Genomic DNA, 15,115 nt, shown 5'->3' on the forward strand with positions numbered 1-15,115 from the left:
GGCCGCGTGAGCTGCCCTGAAGGACACGCACCACCAGAGGTCGGTATGCCGCCGGGTCAGCCCCGCGGCATACCGACCTCGTGCGTGCGGCGGGGACTCCTGCCGCGCGGACGCTCAGGAGGCGGGCACGGTCGCCGCCGTCGCCGGCGGAGCGGTGGTCGGCGTCACGCAGCGGGTCGTGGCGGGCACCGAGAGGGTGACGTCACTGACGAGGGTGCCGACGAGGCCGGAGATCTCGCCGAGCGACGGGTCGCTGAGGTCGATCGCCCGGGCCTGGTGGTCGGTGACCGAGATCGTGATCGGGTCGCTCTCGGGGACGGCGTCGGGGTCGAGGGCGGTGGACCCGTCGGTCGGCGGCTCGAGCGTCGCGGGGCCGAGGCGGAGCGTCGCGAGGAGGGTGACGAGCTGGCGCTGCTGCGGGGCGCTGAGCGTGCACACCCGGCCGTGGACCGTGCGCGTCTCGACGCGGACGCGGCCGTTGGCCTCGAGCACGATCTGGTCGTCGAAGCCGGCGATGCCCCCGGTGCGGCGCAACGTCAGCGGGAACGTGGGGCCGTACGACGACCCGAGCGCGTCGTCACCGGCGGCGCCGAAGCGCAGCGCGGAGGTCGTCGACGACGTGGTCGCCGAGGCCGACGAGGTCACCTCCCCCGTCGATCCTTCCTCGAGCGTGGCGGACCCGCAGCCCCCCACGAAGAGTGCTGCGACGGCCATCCCCACGCACAGGCCTGCGCGCCCCATGACGTCCATGGTGGCCCCTCGCGGCGGACGATGCACGCCCGACCCGGTGGAATCAGGACAACGCTTGGGTGACGGTTTCAAGTGGCGGGCCTCGGGATGCGCGGGAATGCTCGGTGTCAGAGGTGTGTGTCGGGCTCGGGGCCGGACACACCCGTTCGCGCGGAGGCGGGCGCCGACGGACCCACGTCGGCGTCAGCATCCTGCGCTCACCAGGACACGAAAGGGACGATCGAGTGATACCCATCTCCACGCCACACCGAACTCCGGGAAGCCGCAGGGCGCGGCGGTCCGTCGCCGCGCTCGGCGCCGTCGCGGCCGTCGCCGCCGGACTGGCTCTGACGAGCCCGGCCGCGCAGGCCGCGGACCCGTCGGCCACGGCCTCCGGCACCGACCCCGCCAGCCGGGAGCGGGCCTTCGCTGCGGCCTCGGCGGAGTACGGCGTGCCGCGCACGGTCCTCGAGGCCGTGTCGTACGCCCAGACCCGGTGGGACTTCAACCCCGGCCACAGCACGTCCGGCGGCTACGGCCCCATGCACCTCGTCGACGCCGACCTCGGCACCCGCGCCGACGCGAAGGGCCTCGGGGAGCCGTCCGCTCCGGAGGCCGCACCCGTGGCCGACACGCTCGGCCGCGCCGCGGAGCTGACCGGCCTCGCCGAGGACGCCCTGCGCACCGACGAGCTCGCCAACATCCGCGGCGGTGCGGCCCTGCTCGCGGCCACGCAGCAGCGTCTCGGGCTGCCCACGGGAGAGTCCACCGACGCGGGGCAGTGGTACGCCGCCGTCGCCGACGCCTCGGGCTCGGCGCAGGAGGACGTCGCGGCGGCCTTCGCCGACGACACCTACTCCGTCATCGCGTCCGGCGCCTCGCGCCGCACCGTCGACGGCAAGGAGGTCTCGCTGCTGCCGTCGGCCGTCAAGGCCGACACCGCGCAGGTCGACCGCCTCGGCCTGCTCAAGAAGCCCAACGCCGGCCCCGTCGACTGCCCGCCCGGGCTCGACTGCGAGTGGGTCCCCGCGCCGTACGAGCAGTACGGCCCGGGCGCTGGCGACTACGGCAACCACGACCTCGCCCAGCGCCCGCGCGCGCCGAAGATCACCAACATCGTCATCCACGACACCGAGGCGACCTACGACACGACCCTCAAGCTCGTGAGCGACCCGACCTACGTGTCGTGGCAGTACAGCCTGCGCAGCTCCGACGGCCACATCGCCCAGCACCTGACGCCGCAGGACGTCGGCTGGCACGCGGGCAACTGGTACGTCAACAGCCACTCGATCGGCCTCGAGCACGAGGGCTTCGCGCCCCAGGGCGCCGAGTGGTTCAGCGAGCCGATGTACCGCTCGTCCGCGCGGCTCGTGCGCTACCTCGCCAAGACGTACGACATCCCGCTCGACATGCAGCACATCTTCGGCCACGACCAGATCCCGGGCGTGACCCCGGGCAACGTCGCCGGGATGCACTGGGACCCGGGCCCCTACTGGAACTGGGAGCACTACTTCCAGCTCCTCGGGGCGCCGCTCTCGGCCCACCAGTCCGGTGCAGCCCAGGACCTCGTGCGGATCCTCCCCGGCTTCGAGGACAACATCCAGCCGGTGACCGGGTGCACGACGGCGGGCGTCGCCTGCCGCGCGCAGGGCACCAACTTCGTCTACCTGCACACCCAGCCGTCCGAGACGGCGCCGCTCGTCAACGACATCGGCCGCAAGCCCAACGGCGCGGCCTCGACGACGAACGTGTCCGACATCGGGGCCCGCGCCCAGACCGGTCTGACCTTCGCCGTGGCCGAGCGCAGCGGTGACTGGACGGCCATCTGGTTCAACGGCGTCAAGGGCTGGTTCCTCAACCCGGCGTCCGACCCGACGGCCGTCCCGGTCAAGGGCTCCTACGTCGTGCCCAAGGCCGGTCTGGCCAAGGCCCCGGTCTACGGGCGCGCCTACCCGGAGGCGTCGGCCTACCCGGCGGGCATCCCGGTCCAGGCGCTCGCGCCGCTGCAGTACTCCTTCGCGGCCGGCCAGCGGTATGCCGTCGGTGACCTCACGGTGCCGACGAACTACTACCGTGCCTCGACGTTCTCGCTCGACACCCCGAACGACCACGTCGACGTCGTCGGTCAGGACCGCTACTACCAGATCTCCCTCGGCCACCGCTTCGCCTACGTGCGCGCGGCCGACGTGGACGTCGTCACGGCCCGGTAGCCAACCGGCGGCACCACCCCAACGGTCGAAGGGCCACGAACCACCAGGTTCGTGGCCCTTCGACCGTGTCAGCGGAGGTCGTACGCCTTGAGGAAACTGACGATGAAGGGCGCGGCACCCGTCACGCCGTTGTCGCCGACCTCGTTGTAGGCCGCGATCGCGATGTCCCCGCGGCCGGCGACCATCCACACGTGGGTGTCGGGCGGGCTCTTCGTGCCGAACTCGGCGGTGCCGGTCTTGGCGTACTCCACGCCGAGCGGCTTGAGGACCGTGCCCGACCCCTCGGCGACGACGTCACGCATCTCCTGGCGCAGCACACCCGCCTCGGTGGGGTCGAGGGGCGTCGCGGGCTTGGGGAGGGCAGGGGCGCCGGCCACGAGCTGCGGGCGCACCGTCTGGCCCTTCATGACCGACGCGACGACGACCGCCATCGTCAGCGGCGACGCCTCGACGCGCCCCTGGCCGATGAACGACGCCGCGTGCTCGACGACGTCGTCGGTGGTCGGCACCGAGCCGAGGAAGCCGGTGAAGGGCAGGTCGAGCTTCTCGCCCATGCCGAGCGACTGCGCGGCCGAGACGAGGTCGTCCTGGCTCACCTTCTCGTGCTGGCTGATGAAGGCCGTGTTGCACGAGTAGGCGAGGGCGGTCCGCATCGGGATGTCGCCGAGCTTGTCCTTGGGATAGGTCGTGTAGTTGCTGAACCGGCGCCCGTTGACCGTGAGGGTCTCGGTGCACGGGAGCGTCGTGTCGGCCGTGGCGCCCTTGCGCACGTTGGCGAGCGAGCTGACGATCTTGAACGTCGAGCCCGGCGCCTCCTTGCCGGCGAGGGCGAGGGTCGTGCCGGCGGCGGCAGGCCCGACGGCCGCGGCGAGCACCTCACCGGTCGACACGCGGACGGCGACGAGCGCGGTCGGGTGCTTCGTCTGCTTGGCGAGCGCCGCCTCGGCCGCGGACTGCGCCTTGGGGTCGAGGGTGACCGTCAGCGGCTCGCCCTCGGTCGACTGCTCGGCGAAGAGCTCGCGCTTGTCGAGGGCACTGCCGTCAGCGCCACGCTTGACGGCGTGGACCGCCAGGCCCGGCTTGCCCCGCAGCCGGGCGTCGTAGCGGTACTGGAGGCCGTTCTTGCCGACGGTGTCGCCGGCTTCGAGGGTGTCCTTCGAGGCCTTGATCTGCTCGGCCGTGGCCTCGCCGACCGTGCCGAGGATCGGGGCGGCCCACGTGCGGCTCGGGCCGAGCACCTGCAGGGCAGGGACGGTGAGCGCGCCCTTGACCTTCTCGATCGCGGCGCCCCGCTCCTCGATGATCGGGTCGGTGGCGCGCAGGGTGACGCCCTCGACGAACGCCTTGGAGCCGGCTGCCTCGACCTTCGCCGCGAAGCGGGCGGGGTCGATCTCGATGAGCGCGGCGAGCTTCTTCGCCGCGGCCGCCGCCTCGGCCCCTGACACCTTCGTCTTGTCGATGCCGACGGCGGCGACCTCGCGCTCGGTCATGATCTTGCCGCCCGAGGAGTCGACGATGTCGGCCCGTCGAGGCCATTTGCGGGCGAGGTCGAGGGTCTCGTCGGACGTGAGCTGGGGCGCGACGACGCCGGGCGTCCACGACACCCGCCACTGGTCGTCGACGAGGCTCAGGTCGACCTGCGTCTCGTAGGTCCAGTCGGTCGGGGACGTCGAGACGTCCCAGCGGCTGAAGAGCGTGGCCGTCGCGTGATCGGAGCCCTCGGCGTGGCTCATCTCGCTGAGGGCCACCTGCGGACGCAGCGTGCCGAGGTCCTTGTAGGCGGCCTTGACGAAGGCGGTCGCCTTGGCGGGCGTCGTGTTCTTGAAGGTGACGGCCCCGAGGTCACCGCTCGCCAGTCCTGAGGCGAGGGCACGCGCCGTGTCGTCCGGCTTCGGCGGCGAGTCGAAGAGGGAGCAGCCGGCGCCGAGCGTGCCGACGAGCACCCCCGAGAGCGAGACGGCGACGAGAGTCCTGGCACGAGATCCCCTGAGCATGGCTCCACGGTACGTGCCCGGCTGTGGCGGCCGTGTCATGAGGTCGTGGCGCCGGCGTGACGGTCGTGTGCGGGGGCGGGGGTGTGTCGGGCGGCCGGCCGGGGTGCCGTGCGTCCGCTCCCGCGGGGCGGGGTGCGCGGACGACGCCACAGCACGAGCGACCCGACCAGGCCGACGACGACCGCGACGAGGTGCACGCCCCAGGCCTGGTTGGCGGGCGACAGGGCGGCGAGGAAGACGTCGCGGCTCGCCTCGACGTGGTCGCGCAGCCCGTTGGGCAGCCCGGAGCGCGGGCGCAGGTAGGACGCGAGGTAGGAGAAGGCGGTCTGGCCGGCGGCGCAGACGGAGAGCAGGACGAGCACCGCGAGCCACGTCACGAGGCGCCGGGCCGGTCGCAGTCCCAGGCCGGCCAGGGCCAGACCCGCGGCCACGCCCACGACGACCGAGCTCCACTGCAGCAGCCCCAGCGACCGCTGGAGGCCGAGCAGCGCGACGACGACGGCGCTGACCCAGCTGCCGAGCGCCACGGCGAGCGGCGTGGCGGCCAGGGCGCGCAGCACCGGGCCACCGAGCGCGACGGTCAGGCCGAGCACGAGGCCGAGCACCGTGCCGAGCACCGCGACGGCGAGGACGCCGAGGAGGACGCGGTCGTCGCGGTCGAAGTCGCTGCCGAGCTGGCGGGTGGCGCCCGCGGACTGGGCGATCGTGTAGGCGCCGGACGTGAGGGCGCCGAGGGTGGCGAGCACGGCCACCCGTAGACGTCGCCCGCCGCGGGGACGCACCCAGAGCGTCGCCAGGGCCGCGAGGCCGCCGCCGACGAGCGTGATCGTCAGGAGCAGCCCGAGGCGCGCCGTCGTGAACGGCAGGAGGCTGATGTAGCCGTCGGTCGCCGAGCCGGTGGCGACGTCGTAGGGCCAGTTGCGGGGCGACCGCGCCCCGAGCCCGTCGAGGGTCCAGGGCAGCGCGCCGCCGACCCACCAGGCCGCCGCCGCGAGGGGGAGCACCGGCCACAGGTGGGCGCGCGCAGGCCGACGGTGTGTCTCACTGCCCACGCCAACGCCGGTGTCCACGCGCAGATCCGATCATGACTGACCGACATCCGCCAATCGTCGGCGCGCTCGTGCGCCGCTGGGGTCAGCGCTCCGGGCGCCAGAGCTGCACGGAGGCCACGGGCTCGAAGCCGGCCGCGAGGAACGCGCGCAGGGCACGGGCGTTGCCGGGCGCACAGGCCGCGACGACGACGTCGCCCTCGTCGATGAGGGTCAGCGCGTCGCGCACGACGTCGGTCCCGACGTGGTCCTTGGACGGATCGGTCTCGAGGCCCACCTCGGGCAGTCCACCCAGCCCGGTCGAGAGGGTCACGAGCGTGTGGTCGTCGGGGGCGGCATACCCGAAGGTCGTGACGTCGCTGCGCACGGAGGTCGCGTGCTCGGCGCGAGGGTGGTTGCGCAGGTCGCTGCGCGGCACGAGCGCGGGCTCGCCGCCGGCGCCGCGGGCCACGAGGATGATGTCGAGCGCGTCGATCCAGCCGGTGCCGGCCAGACGTGAGACGAGGCGGGGGTTGCTCGCGCCGCCGAAGCCGTCCGGGCTCAGGGAGTCCAGGGTGCCGTCGGAGACGTCGTCCTCGACGGCGAGGTAGGCGTGTCCGGTGAAGGCGACGACGCCCTCGACGCCGCGCCGCCACGGCTCGACGCGCTGCCACGCGCCGTCGACGGTGGGGAAGTCGCCGCCGGCGGCCTTGCTGAGGACTTCCGCAATGGGGTGCACGGCGTCCATCAAACCTGCCGCGCCGACCCGGCGCCCGTCGGGGTCCACCTGTTGGCACCCTCCCGCCGCGCTCCCTCTGCTCTCCCGACACCCCCGCCGGGTAGGTTGTGGCCATGTCCCGACCGCACGCGGCCGCCATCGTGGAGGACTCCGTCCACCAGCAGGTCGAGCGCGTGCTCCGCAGCCGCGGCTGGGGCAACCGGGTCATCACCCATGTCGGCTACGGCTCGTCGTCCTTCGTCCGTGTCTATGCGCGGATCCTCCTCGGGCGCAAGGGTCGTGAGGACGTCGAGGGTCCGCAGGCCAGGCAGGACGCGACCGGTGCCCTCAGCCCGGCCCACTACGACCGGGGTTGGCGCGCCTTCATCACCTCGCCGGCGACAGGCGTCCCGGTCAAGGTCACTGCTGGTGACCGTGAGGTCTACGGCCGTTCCGACCGCGGCGGGCACGTCGACATCGTCGCCCGCGACCACGGTCTCGCCCCGGGCTGGCAGCAGGTGGTCGTCGAGGTGCAGGGCACCGACCCAGTCGCGGCCGACGTCTTCATCGTCGCCGACGGCGTCACGCACGGCATCGTCAGCGACATCGACGACACCGTCATCACGACGATGCTGCCCCGCCCGATGATCGCGGCGTTCAACACCTTCGTCCGCAGGGGCAAGGCGCGTCATGCGGTCTCGGGCATGGCACCGATGTACCGCCGCATCCTCTCGGCGCACCCGGGCGCACCCATCGTCTACGTGTCGACCGGCGCCTGGAACGCCGCCGCCACCCTCAACCGCTTCCTCGTCGAGAACGGCTTCCCGCTCGGTCCGCTCATGCTCACCGACTGGGGACCCACCAACACCGGGTGGTTCCGCAGCGGGCAGGCGCACAAGCGCACCTGCCTCGACCGCCTCGCCCGCGACTTCCCCGAGATCAGGTGGCTCCTCGTCGGCGACGACGGCCAGCACGACCCCCAGATCTACGCCGACTTCGCCGAGGCGCGCCCCGACCGCGTCGACGCCATCTGCATCCGCCACCTGTCGCCGACCGAGCAGGTGCTGTCCAACCCGATGAAGATCGACTCGCCGATCCGTCCCTGGGCGTCGCGGTCCGTGCCGACCTTCTCGGCGGCCGACGGGCACGGGATGCTCCGCGTCCTCGAGGGTGCCGGCAAGGTCGGCGAGGTCGTCGCGGCCGACGAGCAGCCCTCGCGTCCGGGCCGTTCCGTCGGCTCCGGGTGACAGACTGGGGCCATGCCTGAGCTGCCGGAGGTGCAGGCGCTCGTCGACTTCCTCGCCGAGCGGACGGACGGCCTTGCCGTCACCAAGGTCGAGGTCGCCTCGTTCAGCGTGCTCAAGACGTTCAACCCACCACCGCAGGCGCTCGAGGGCGCACCGATCGACGGCGTCCACCGCCACGGCAAGTTCCTCGACATCGACGCCGACGGCACCCACCTCGTCTTCCACCTCGCGCGGGCCGGCTGGCTGCGCTGGTCCGACCAGCTGCCGATGACCGTGCTCCGGCCGGGCAAGTCACCGATCGCGCTCCGGGTGCGGTTGTCCGACGGCTCCGGTTTCGACCTGACCGAGGCCGGCACGAAGAAGTCGCTCGCGGCCTACATCGTCACCGACCCGGCCCAGGTGCCCGGCATCGCGCGACTCGGTCCCGACCCGTTGGCCGACGACTTCACCCTCGAGCGGTTCCGCTCGATGATCGAGGGCCGCCGCACGCAGATCAAGGGCCTGCTGCGCGACCAGGAGTTCATCGCCGGCGTCGGCAACGCCTACTCCGACGAGATCCTGCACGTCGCCAAGATCAGCCCGTTCGCCATCGCGGGCACGCTCGCCCCCGAGGTGGTCGACCGGTTGTATGCCGCCCTGCGCGACACGCTGAAGAGCGCGGTCACGACAGCGTCGGGCAAGCCGGCCAAGGAGCTCAAGGACGCCAAGCGCGCGGGCATGCGGGTCCACGCCCGCACCGGCGAGCTGTGCCCGGAGTGCGGCGACGTCGTCCGCGAGGTGTCGTTCGCCGACACGTCGTTGCAGTACTGCGCCACCTGCCAGACCGGCGGCAAGCCGCTCGCCGACCGGCGGATGTCCAAGCTGCTCAAGTGAGCACGCCCCTCGGGCCCGACGGGCCGCGGCGCGGATTCGTCCGGAATGCAACGCTTCCGGTCTCGTGGTTGTCTTCATCGTCATGAAGCCGTTGACCCACCACGTCCTGCGCGGTCCCCTCCACCCGGCCCGTCGCCCTCGAGGCCTCCTCGCGCTCGCTGTCGGAGCCGTGCTCGTCACGAGTGCCTGCGGGCAGGCGACGCCGTCACCGGGGGCCGCGACGCCCGCGGGTGGCGACGGACCCTCGGCCACGGCCGGCTCGACGGTCGACGCCGGTGCGGGCGCCGAGACGGCGACCCCGGGCGGCGTGCGCCTCGAGGCGACGATGGCACCGGGAGGGCCCGAGGTGGGTGCGACGGGTGCGACGGGTGCCGGCATCGCGGCGAGTCCCGGCCTCGTCGTCGACTACACGCTGACCAACACCGGCACGAAGCCCGTCCTCGCCTACGACGTCGTGCCCGCCGACCTCGGCAGCGCGACGCTCGCCCCGGACGTCGACGCCAAGCACGCGTGGGTCTACGAGGAGTCCGGCGTCCTCCGCCTCAGCAAGCAGGGGTTCGCGCCCGGCCCGAACGTCCGCTTCGCGGCCGCGCCCGTCATGGGCGGCCACACGGTCGCCCCCGGTGCCAGCATCACCGGCAAGGCGTATGCCGTGTCGCCGCCGACGCTCGACGTGCCGGGTGACTCGTTCGAGGCCCCGCGGACGCCGGTCGACCCCGCAGTCAAGCAGTGGCAGTTCTGCGTCCAGGTCTCCGATCGCGCCGGGCAGTCCCGGCCGTCCGCCGTCGGCGGCGGCGTCGTCGAGGCGGCCTCGACGGCCCCGCAGGGCGACGAGCTCGTCTGCACCCCGCCGTCGACGATCCCCGTCGCCTGACGGCCGAGCCCTCAGGCCTCGGTGTCGAGGCTCGTGACGGCCGCGCGGCTGCTCGCGAGGTGGTCGCGGAAGACCGCCGCGGCGCGGTCGGCGTCGCGGGAGCGAAGGGCCTCGACGATGGCGCGGTGCTCGGCGACCATGCTGGCGGGCTCGGTGTGCTGGTTGAGCAGCCAGGCCATCCGACCGGCGACCGGCTCGATGATCGAGCTGAGCACGCGGCTGCCGGCGAGGTCGACCAGCGCGTCGTGGAACGCCGCGTTGGCGCCGATCGCCTCGGCCTGACGACCGGCTCGGGCGTGCGCGTCGGCTCGGGTCACGAGGTCGTCGAGGGAGGCGAGCCCGTCGTCGTCGAGCACGTCGACGAGCCGGTGCGAGAGCACCGCCTCGAGGGACTCGCGCACCGCGAAGAGCATGGCGACGTCGTCAGGGTCGAGACGGCGGACGACCATGCCCCGCGTCGGCCGCTCCTCGAGGAAGCCTTCGCGCTCGAGGGCACGGAGTGCCTCGCGCACCGGCACGCGCGAGACGCCGAGCTGCTCGGCGACCTGTCGCTCGACGAGACGGGCCCCGGGGGCGAGCTCGCCCGACACGATGCGTCCGCGAAGCGCCTCGGTGACGGAGTCGCGCAGCGATCCCGCATGTTCCTCACGAGTAGGCATTGACCACCCCTCCTCACTTGGTATACCAAATTGGTATACCAAACCTGGCTCGATCCGAGCCTAACTCCTGGAGGTCCCGCATGTGCCTGCACGACCACGACGCCACGCCGTCCCTGCCGCCCGCGGCCCTCTCCCGTCGAAACGTCATCGTCGGGGCCGCGGTCCTCGCGGGCGTCACCGCCGGAGGCATCGCCTCGGCCTCCTCGGCCTCCGCCCTGGATGAGGTGGCGACGAGCAGCCGGACCGGTTCGGTCCGGCCGTCCACAGCGCCTCCGCTCGTCGTCGAGGGCGGCTCGGTCGTCGACCCGCTCACAGGTCATGTCGTCGAGGACGGCGTCGTCGTCCTGCGGGACGGCCGGGTGCTCGCCGTCGGCTCGCGCGACACGACCCGCCGCGCCGTGGCGTCCGTCGGGTCCGCGGCGCGTCGCATCGACGCCTCGGGTCGCTGGGTCGTGCCCGGACTCATCGACGTCCACGTCCACGCGAACGCTCTGGCGGACGCCCGCGCCCTCGTGCGGGCCGGCGCGACGTCGGTGCGCAGCGGCTCGTCCTCCTTCTACCAGGACGTCGCGATGCGCTCGCTGCCCGACCGGGTGCCCGGCCTCGCGCCGCGGATGCGGGCGGCCGGCATCTTCGTGTCGCCGCAGCTCGGCGACTCGCTGCTCGCCGACCCGGAGCTGGCGCCCCTCGCGGCGCTCCCCGGCGGGGTCACCTCCACCGCCGACATCGCCCACGTGACGCGGGTCAACGTGTCGCGCGGCGTCGACGTCGTCAAGACGCGGGCGAACCCGCGGGCGGGCCTCGCCGAGCAGGACCCTCGCGAGCTCGTCTACGACCGGGAGCAGCTGAGCGCCGTCGTGCGCGCCGCGAGCGGGCGGCCGGTGCTCTGCCACGCCTACAGCGCCGAGGGCATCGACGGCGCCGTCCGCGCGGGCGTCCGCAGCATCGAGCACGGCGTCTTCGTCAGTGACGCAACGATCTCCGAGATGGCCCGACGCGACACCCACTTCACCCCGACCCTCGCGGCGATCAGCGGGATGATCGGCTCGACCGACCCCGTCCTCGACGCCCGCGGCCGGGAGTACACCCCGATCCTCATGAAGGCCGTGCGCGAGGCGCACGAGCGGGGCGTCACCGTCGTCGCCGGCACCGACTCCTTCGGCACCGACGTCGACCCCATCGGCTCGGAGGTGCGCCTGCTCGTCGAGGCCGGTCTCACGCCGCTCGACGCGCTGCGCGCTGCCACGACGAGCGCCGCGCGCCTGCTCGGGTGGTCCCGTCAGGCCGGTCGGCTCATGCCGGGCGGCTTCGGCGACCTGCTCGTCGTCGACGGCAACCCGCTCGACGACGGCAGCGCGGTCGAGCGCGTCCGGGTCGTCGTGGCCCAGGGGGCCGTGGTCCGCCAGGACTGACCGGTCAGAGATGGATCGAGACGTGGCCGCCGTTCGCGATGCCCAGGCAGCTGAAGAGCATGAAGGATCCCGGCCAGGCCGCGGCGGCGGCCAGGCACCACGTCTTGACCGAGCGTGAGGCGGCCCGTGCCCCCTCCCAGTCGCCGATGGCCCACTTCGGGTTCACCTGGGTGGACTTGATGATCGCGACGATCCCGAAGGGCGTGAAGCAGAAGATCGTGCACAGGATCGCCCAGCCGAGCCGGGTGGGCGGTGGAGGCGCCTGACCGCTGCGGGGGCCCACCCACTCGGCGATGGGGGTGGTGGCATACGGCAGCGGGTCGACCCGGCCTGCGGGCGGTGGCAGCGGGACGGGCGGCGGCGTCATCGGCGCGCTCGGCGGCGCCGAGGTGGTGGCGTCCGGCGACTCGAGGTCGGGCAGCCACTGCGACCAGGTGTCCTGCGTGGGATCGGGTCGACGGTCGTCCATGGTCCGGGTGCTCCTGGCTCGGCGGGTCGGTCACTGGTGAGACCCGTCAGGAGCGACAGCGTTCCATGGACCGGACGCGGGCGGGCGCGAACCGGACGAATCGCCCCGAGTCAGATGATGGTGGGGTCGCCGTCCGCGCTGAGCTGCTTGCCGGCCCGCTCCCACTCGAGCATCCCGCCCTCGACGTTGGCGACGTCGTAGCCCTGGTGCACGAGCCACTGGACCGCACGCGCCGAGCGGCCGCCCATCCGGCACACGACCGCGACGGTGGCATCGGTGTCGGGCAGCTCGTCGATGCGTGAGGGCAGCTCGCCGAGGGGGATGTGGATGGCGTTGGGAGCGTGGCCCGCAGCCCACTCGTCGGCCTCGCGGACGTCGACGAGGACGGCGTCGTCGGGCAGCTCGGACACGGTCGTCGTGGGGATGCTCATGCCGTCCATCCTGACACGGGACCTCGTCATCCCACGCGGGCCGCAAGGGTGTTGAGCACGGCGGCGGCCTCGTCGGCGTCGTCGACCGTGACGACGACGTCGGGCTCGCCGATGCGGTGCACGACGAGGGCCTCGCCGGCGCGGGTGACGTAGCCGCGACGGCCGTCGACGCCGATGCGCCAGCCCCAGCCGCCGAACTCGCGCAACGGCGAGACGGTCGTCGTCCCGGCCGACGCCACCCGCTCGAGGGGGACGCGGGACCACGAGAGCCCCGCGCTCGAGACCCGGAGGCCGGCCGCGTCGACGGTGACGCGGGCGGAGAGGGTGAGGGCCAGCAGCGCCCCGAGGGCGAGGGCGAGCAGCCACACCCAGGCCAGCCCGGCGAGCGCCACCCAGACGAGGGGCAGCGCGACGACGACGGCGAGCGCCACCGTCGGGCCCACGCGCAGGCTCGCCCGCCCCGTCCACGCGAGACGGGTCGTCGGCGTGACATCGAGCCGAGGCGCTTCATCGGGCAGGGGCTGACGGGCGCCGGTGAGCTCGGGCGGTGTCGGGCGTCCCCAGCGCCAGAGCCCCACGGCGACGAGGGCGGTCAGCACGAGCGTGGGGACGGCCCACTGGGGCGGGAACGCCTGCGGGACCTGCCCTGGTCGCTGCGCGACGAGGCCACCGAAGAGCACGCCGCCGAGGAACACGGCGGCGCCACCGGCGACGGCGGCGAGCGGACCCCGGGCGGAGCGGTGCATGACCGTGGCCAGTCCGACGAGGGCGAGCGGCATCACGGTCGTGATGACGGCCGCGGTGACGACGGCCGCCCCGAAGGGCTGCCAGCGGTCCGGCTCGCCGTGCAGGCCCCAGTGGACGGCCACGGGGTCCGGCACGAGGTCGCGGACGGCATACGCGAGCCCGGTGCCGACCGCGGCCACGAGCGGAGCCAGCACGGCGCTCGCGACGAGGGCGTGGGTGGGCCGGCGGTCGGTGGTCATCGCTGGAACTCGCTCTCGATGAGTCGGGTGAGGTCGGCCGGGGTGGCGCCGACGAGGCGGGCCTCGGCGACGAGCTCGGCGACGAGGGTGCGCAGCCGCGCATCACCTCCGGGGTCGGACGTGCTGACGACGGCCCCGCGGCCGCGGCGCAGGTCGATGAGGCCCTCGTCCCGGAGGGACTGGTAGGCGCGGAGCACCGTGTGGAGGTTGACGTCGAGGACCCCGGCGACCTCCCGGGCCGAGGGCAGGCGGTCGCCCTTCGCGAGTCGTCCGGACGCCATCTCGCGTCGGACGCAGGCCGCCACCTGCACGTGCAACGCCGTGCTCGACGTGGGGTCCACCTGCCACAACATAGTTCTAGTATGACTATAAATATGCAGTGAAGGCAAGCGGCTAGGGTGGAGGCCGTGCAGATCCTGTCGATCCAGTCCCACGTCGCCTACGGTCACGCCGGCAACTCGGCCGCGGTCTTCCCGCTCCAGCGGCTCGGGCACGAGGTCTATCCCGTGCTCACGGTCACCTTCTCCAACCACACCGGCTACGGCTCGACGCGAGGCCCGCTCATCGCGCCGGCCGACGTCGCGGCCGTCATCGACGGCGTCGAGGAGCGGGGCGCCTTCCCGACCATCGACGCGGTGCTCTCCGGCTACCAGGGCGCCGAAGCGGTCGGCGAGGTCGTCCTCGACGCCGTCGCCCGGGTCAAGGCGGCCAACCCTGCCGCCGTCTACTGCTGCGACCCCGTCATGGGCGACGTCGGCCGGGGCTTCTTCGTGCGCGAGGGCATCCCCGAGTACATGCGCGACCACGTCGTGCCGAAGGCCGACATCGTCACGCCCAACCAGTTCGAGCTCGAGTTCCTCGTCGGTCGGCCGGTGTCGACGCAGTCCGACCTCGTCGCCGCGGCGCGCGAGCTCGTCGCGCAGGGGCCGACCGCCGTCCTCGTGACGAGCGCGCTGACGTCCGACACCCCCGAGGGCTCGATCGAGATGGTGTGCGTCACCGCCGACGACGCCTGGGTCGTGACGACCCCGATGCTGCCGATGACGGTGCGTGGTGGTGGTGACGTGACCGCTGCGGTCTTCCTCGCGCACTACCTGACGGACGGCCCCGACGTGGCCCTGCGCCGCACCGCGGCGACGATGTACGCCGTGCTGGAGCGCACCCACGCGAGCGGCTCGGACGAGATGCTCCTCGTCGCCGAGCAGGACGCGATCGCGCACCCCGACGAAGTTTTTGAAATCTCTTCGATCAGTTGACCGTTTCGCCCCAGACCGCGTTATAGTCGCAACGCGCCGTTCCGCATGACCACCCCTGACCGTGCGGAACGGCGCTTTTTCATGTCTGAATTCAGTGGAATCCGAATCAAATGACTTCGGATTCCATGGAGTCGGTGTGGTCTCGCGCTCCGTCCCGGCGGTCGGACGACGCGCCGATGAGGGTCGATCGTGATGTCTCAGGTTTTCGGTAGAGATGCGTATAGCCTCC

General features: G+C 72.9%; 15 protein-coding genes. 6 read left to right on the forward strand and 9 right to left on the reverse strand.

What is annotated here, in order from left to right; all coding sequences use genetic code 11:
• Positions 1 to 114 precede the first annotated feature (114 nt).
• Entirely contained in the window at positions 115 to 741 is a 627-nt protein-coding gene (locus H283_RS0110620; RefSeq protein WP_156023123.1) for a hypothetical protein, read from the reverse strand.
• Between the two features lie 233 nt (positions 742 to 974).
• Between H283_RS0110620 and H283_RS0110625 the strand changes: the two genes are divergently transcribed.
• Positions 975 to 2,939 carry an N-acetylmuramoyl-L-alanine amidase gene (locus tag H283_RS0110625; RefSeq protein ID WP_020143501.1) on the forward strand — a complete coding sequence of 655 codons (1,965 nt, stop codon included), beginning with the start codon at positions 975 to 977 and terminating at the stop codon, positions 2,937 to 2,939.
• A 68-nt stretch (positions 2,940 to 3,007) separates the two neighbouring features.
• On the opposite strand, the gene H283_RS0110630 is transcribed toward H283_RS0110625, so the two are convergent.
• The 3 genes from H283_RS0110630 to H283_RS0110640 all read right to left on the reverse strand — a co-directional run bounded on the left by H283_RS0110630 (position 3,008) and on the right by H283_RS0110640 (position 6,700).
• Complete coding sequence (locus H283_RS0110630; protein WP_043649122.1) at positions 3,008 to 4,933, reverse strand: penicillin-binding transpeptidase domain-containing protein; 1,926 nt, start codon at positions 4,931 to 4,933, stop codon at positions 3,008 to 3,010.
• Between the two features lie 35 nt (positions 4,934 to 4,968).
• Positions 4,969 to 6,003, reverse strand: coding sequence for a hypothetical protein (locus H283_RS27680; protein WP_156023124.1), 1,035 nt, complete (start codon positions 6,001 to 6,003; stop codon positions 4,969 to 4,971).
• Positions 6,004 to 6,067: 64 nt separating this feature from the next.
• Positions 6,068 to 6,700: an N-acetyltransferase gene (locus tag H283_RS0110640; protein WP_196805965.1), complete on the reverse strand. Its 633-nt coding sequence runs from the start codon at positions 6,698 to 6,700 to the stop codon at positions 6,068 to 6,070.
• Positions 6,701 to 6,813: 113 nt separating this feature from the next.
• On the opposite strand from H283_RS0110640, the gene H283_RS0110645 reads away from it, so the two are divergent.
• The 3 genes from H283_RS0110645 (at position 6,814) to H283_RS0110655 (ending at position 9,673) form a co-directional block, all read left to right on the forward strand.
• Positions 6,814 to 7,926, forward strand: coding sequence for an App1 family protein (locus tag H283_RS0110645; protein ID WP_020143505.1), 1,113 nt, complete (start codon positions 6,814 to 6,816; stop codon positions 7,924 to 7,926).
• 12 nt (positions 7,927 to 7,938) lie between these two features.
• Positions 7,939 to 8,799 carry an Fpg/Nei family DNA glycosylase gene (locus H283_RS0110650; RefSeq protein WP_020143506.1) on the forward strand — a complete coding sequence of 287 codons (861 nt, stop codon included), beginning with the start codon at positions 7,939 to 7,941 and terminating at the stop codon, positions 8,797 to 8,799.
• Positions 8,800 to 8,863: 64 nt separating this feature from the next.
• Positions 8,864 to 9,673 (forward strand): hypothetical protein, encoded by an 810-nt coding sequence (locus H283_RS0110655; RefSeq protein ID WP_020143507.1) that lies wholly within the window; start codon positions 8,864 to 8,866, stop codon positions 9,671 to 9,673.
• Between the two features lie 11 nt (positions 9,674 to 9,684).
• On the opposite strand, the gene H283_RS0110660 is transcribed toward H283_RS0110655, so the two are convergent.
• Complete coding sequence (locus H283_RS0110660) at positions 9,685 to 10,332, reverse strand: GntR family transcriptional regulator (RefSeq protein WP_028785496.1); 648 nt, start codon at positions 10,330 to 10,332, stop codon at positions 9,685 to 9,687.
• An 80-nt stretch (positions 10,333 to 10,412) separates the two neighbouring features.
• On the opposite strand from H283_RS0110660, the gene H283_RS0110665 reads away from it, so the two are divergent.
• Complete coding sequence (locus tag H283_RS0110665; RefSeq protein WP_020143509.1) at positions 10,413 to 11,744, forward strand: amidohydrolase family protein; 1,332 nt, start codon at positions 10,413 to 10,415, stop codon at positions 11,742 to 11,744.
• A 4-nt stretch (positions 11,745 to 11,748) separates the two neighbouring features.
• Here H283_RS0110665 and H283_RS26620 read toward each other — a convergent pair whose 3' ends face one another.
• The 4 genes from H283_RS26620 to H283_RS0110685 form a co-directional block, all read right to left on the reverse strand.
• Entirely contained in the window at positions 11,749 to 12,213 is a 465-nt protein-coding gene (locus tag H283_RS26620; protein ID WP_020143510.1) for a CD225/dispanin family protein, read from the reverse strand.
• Between the two features lie 110 nt (positions 12,214 to 12,323).
• Complete coding sequence (locus H283_RS0110675; protein ID WP_020143511.1) at positions 12,324 to 12,653, reverse strand: rhodanese-like domain-containing protein; 330 nt, start codon at positions 12,651 to 12,653, stop codon at positions 12,324 to 12,326.
• A gap of 17 nt (positions 12,654 to 12,670) precedes the next feature.
• Positions 12,671 to 13,630 (reverse strand): DUF1648 domain-containing protein, encoded by a 960-nt coding sequence (locus H283_RS26625; protein WP_020143512.1) that lies wholly within the window; start codon positions 13,628 to 13,630, stop codon positions 12,671 to 12,673.
• Entirely contained in the window at positions 13,627 to 13,983 is a 357-nt protein-coding gene (locus H283_RS0110685; RefSeq protein ID WP_028785498.1) for a GntR family transcriptional regulator, read from the reverse strand. Before H283_RS0110685 ends, H283_RS26625 begins: the two co-directional genes overlap by 4 nt.
• A 54-nt stretch (positions 13,984 to 14,037) precedes the next feature.
• Here H283_RS0110685 and pdxY point away from each other — a divergent pair, with 54 nt between their 5' ends.
• Positions 14,038 to 14,886, forward strand: coding sequence for a pyridoxal kinase PdxY (gene pdxY, locus H283_RS0110690; RefSeq protein ID WP_028785499.1), 849 nt, complete (start codon positions 14,038 to 14,040; stop codon positions 14,884 to 14,886).
• The last annotated feature ends 229 nt before the right edge of the window (positions 14,887 to 15,115 follow it).

It is taken from the genome of Terracoccus sp. 273MFTsu3.1 (assembly GCF_000383675.1).
Lineage (GTDB): Bacteria > Actinomycetota > Actinomycetes > Actinomycetales > Dermatophilaceae > Terrabacter.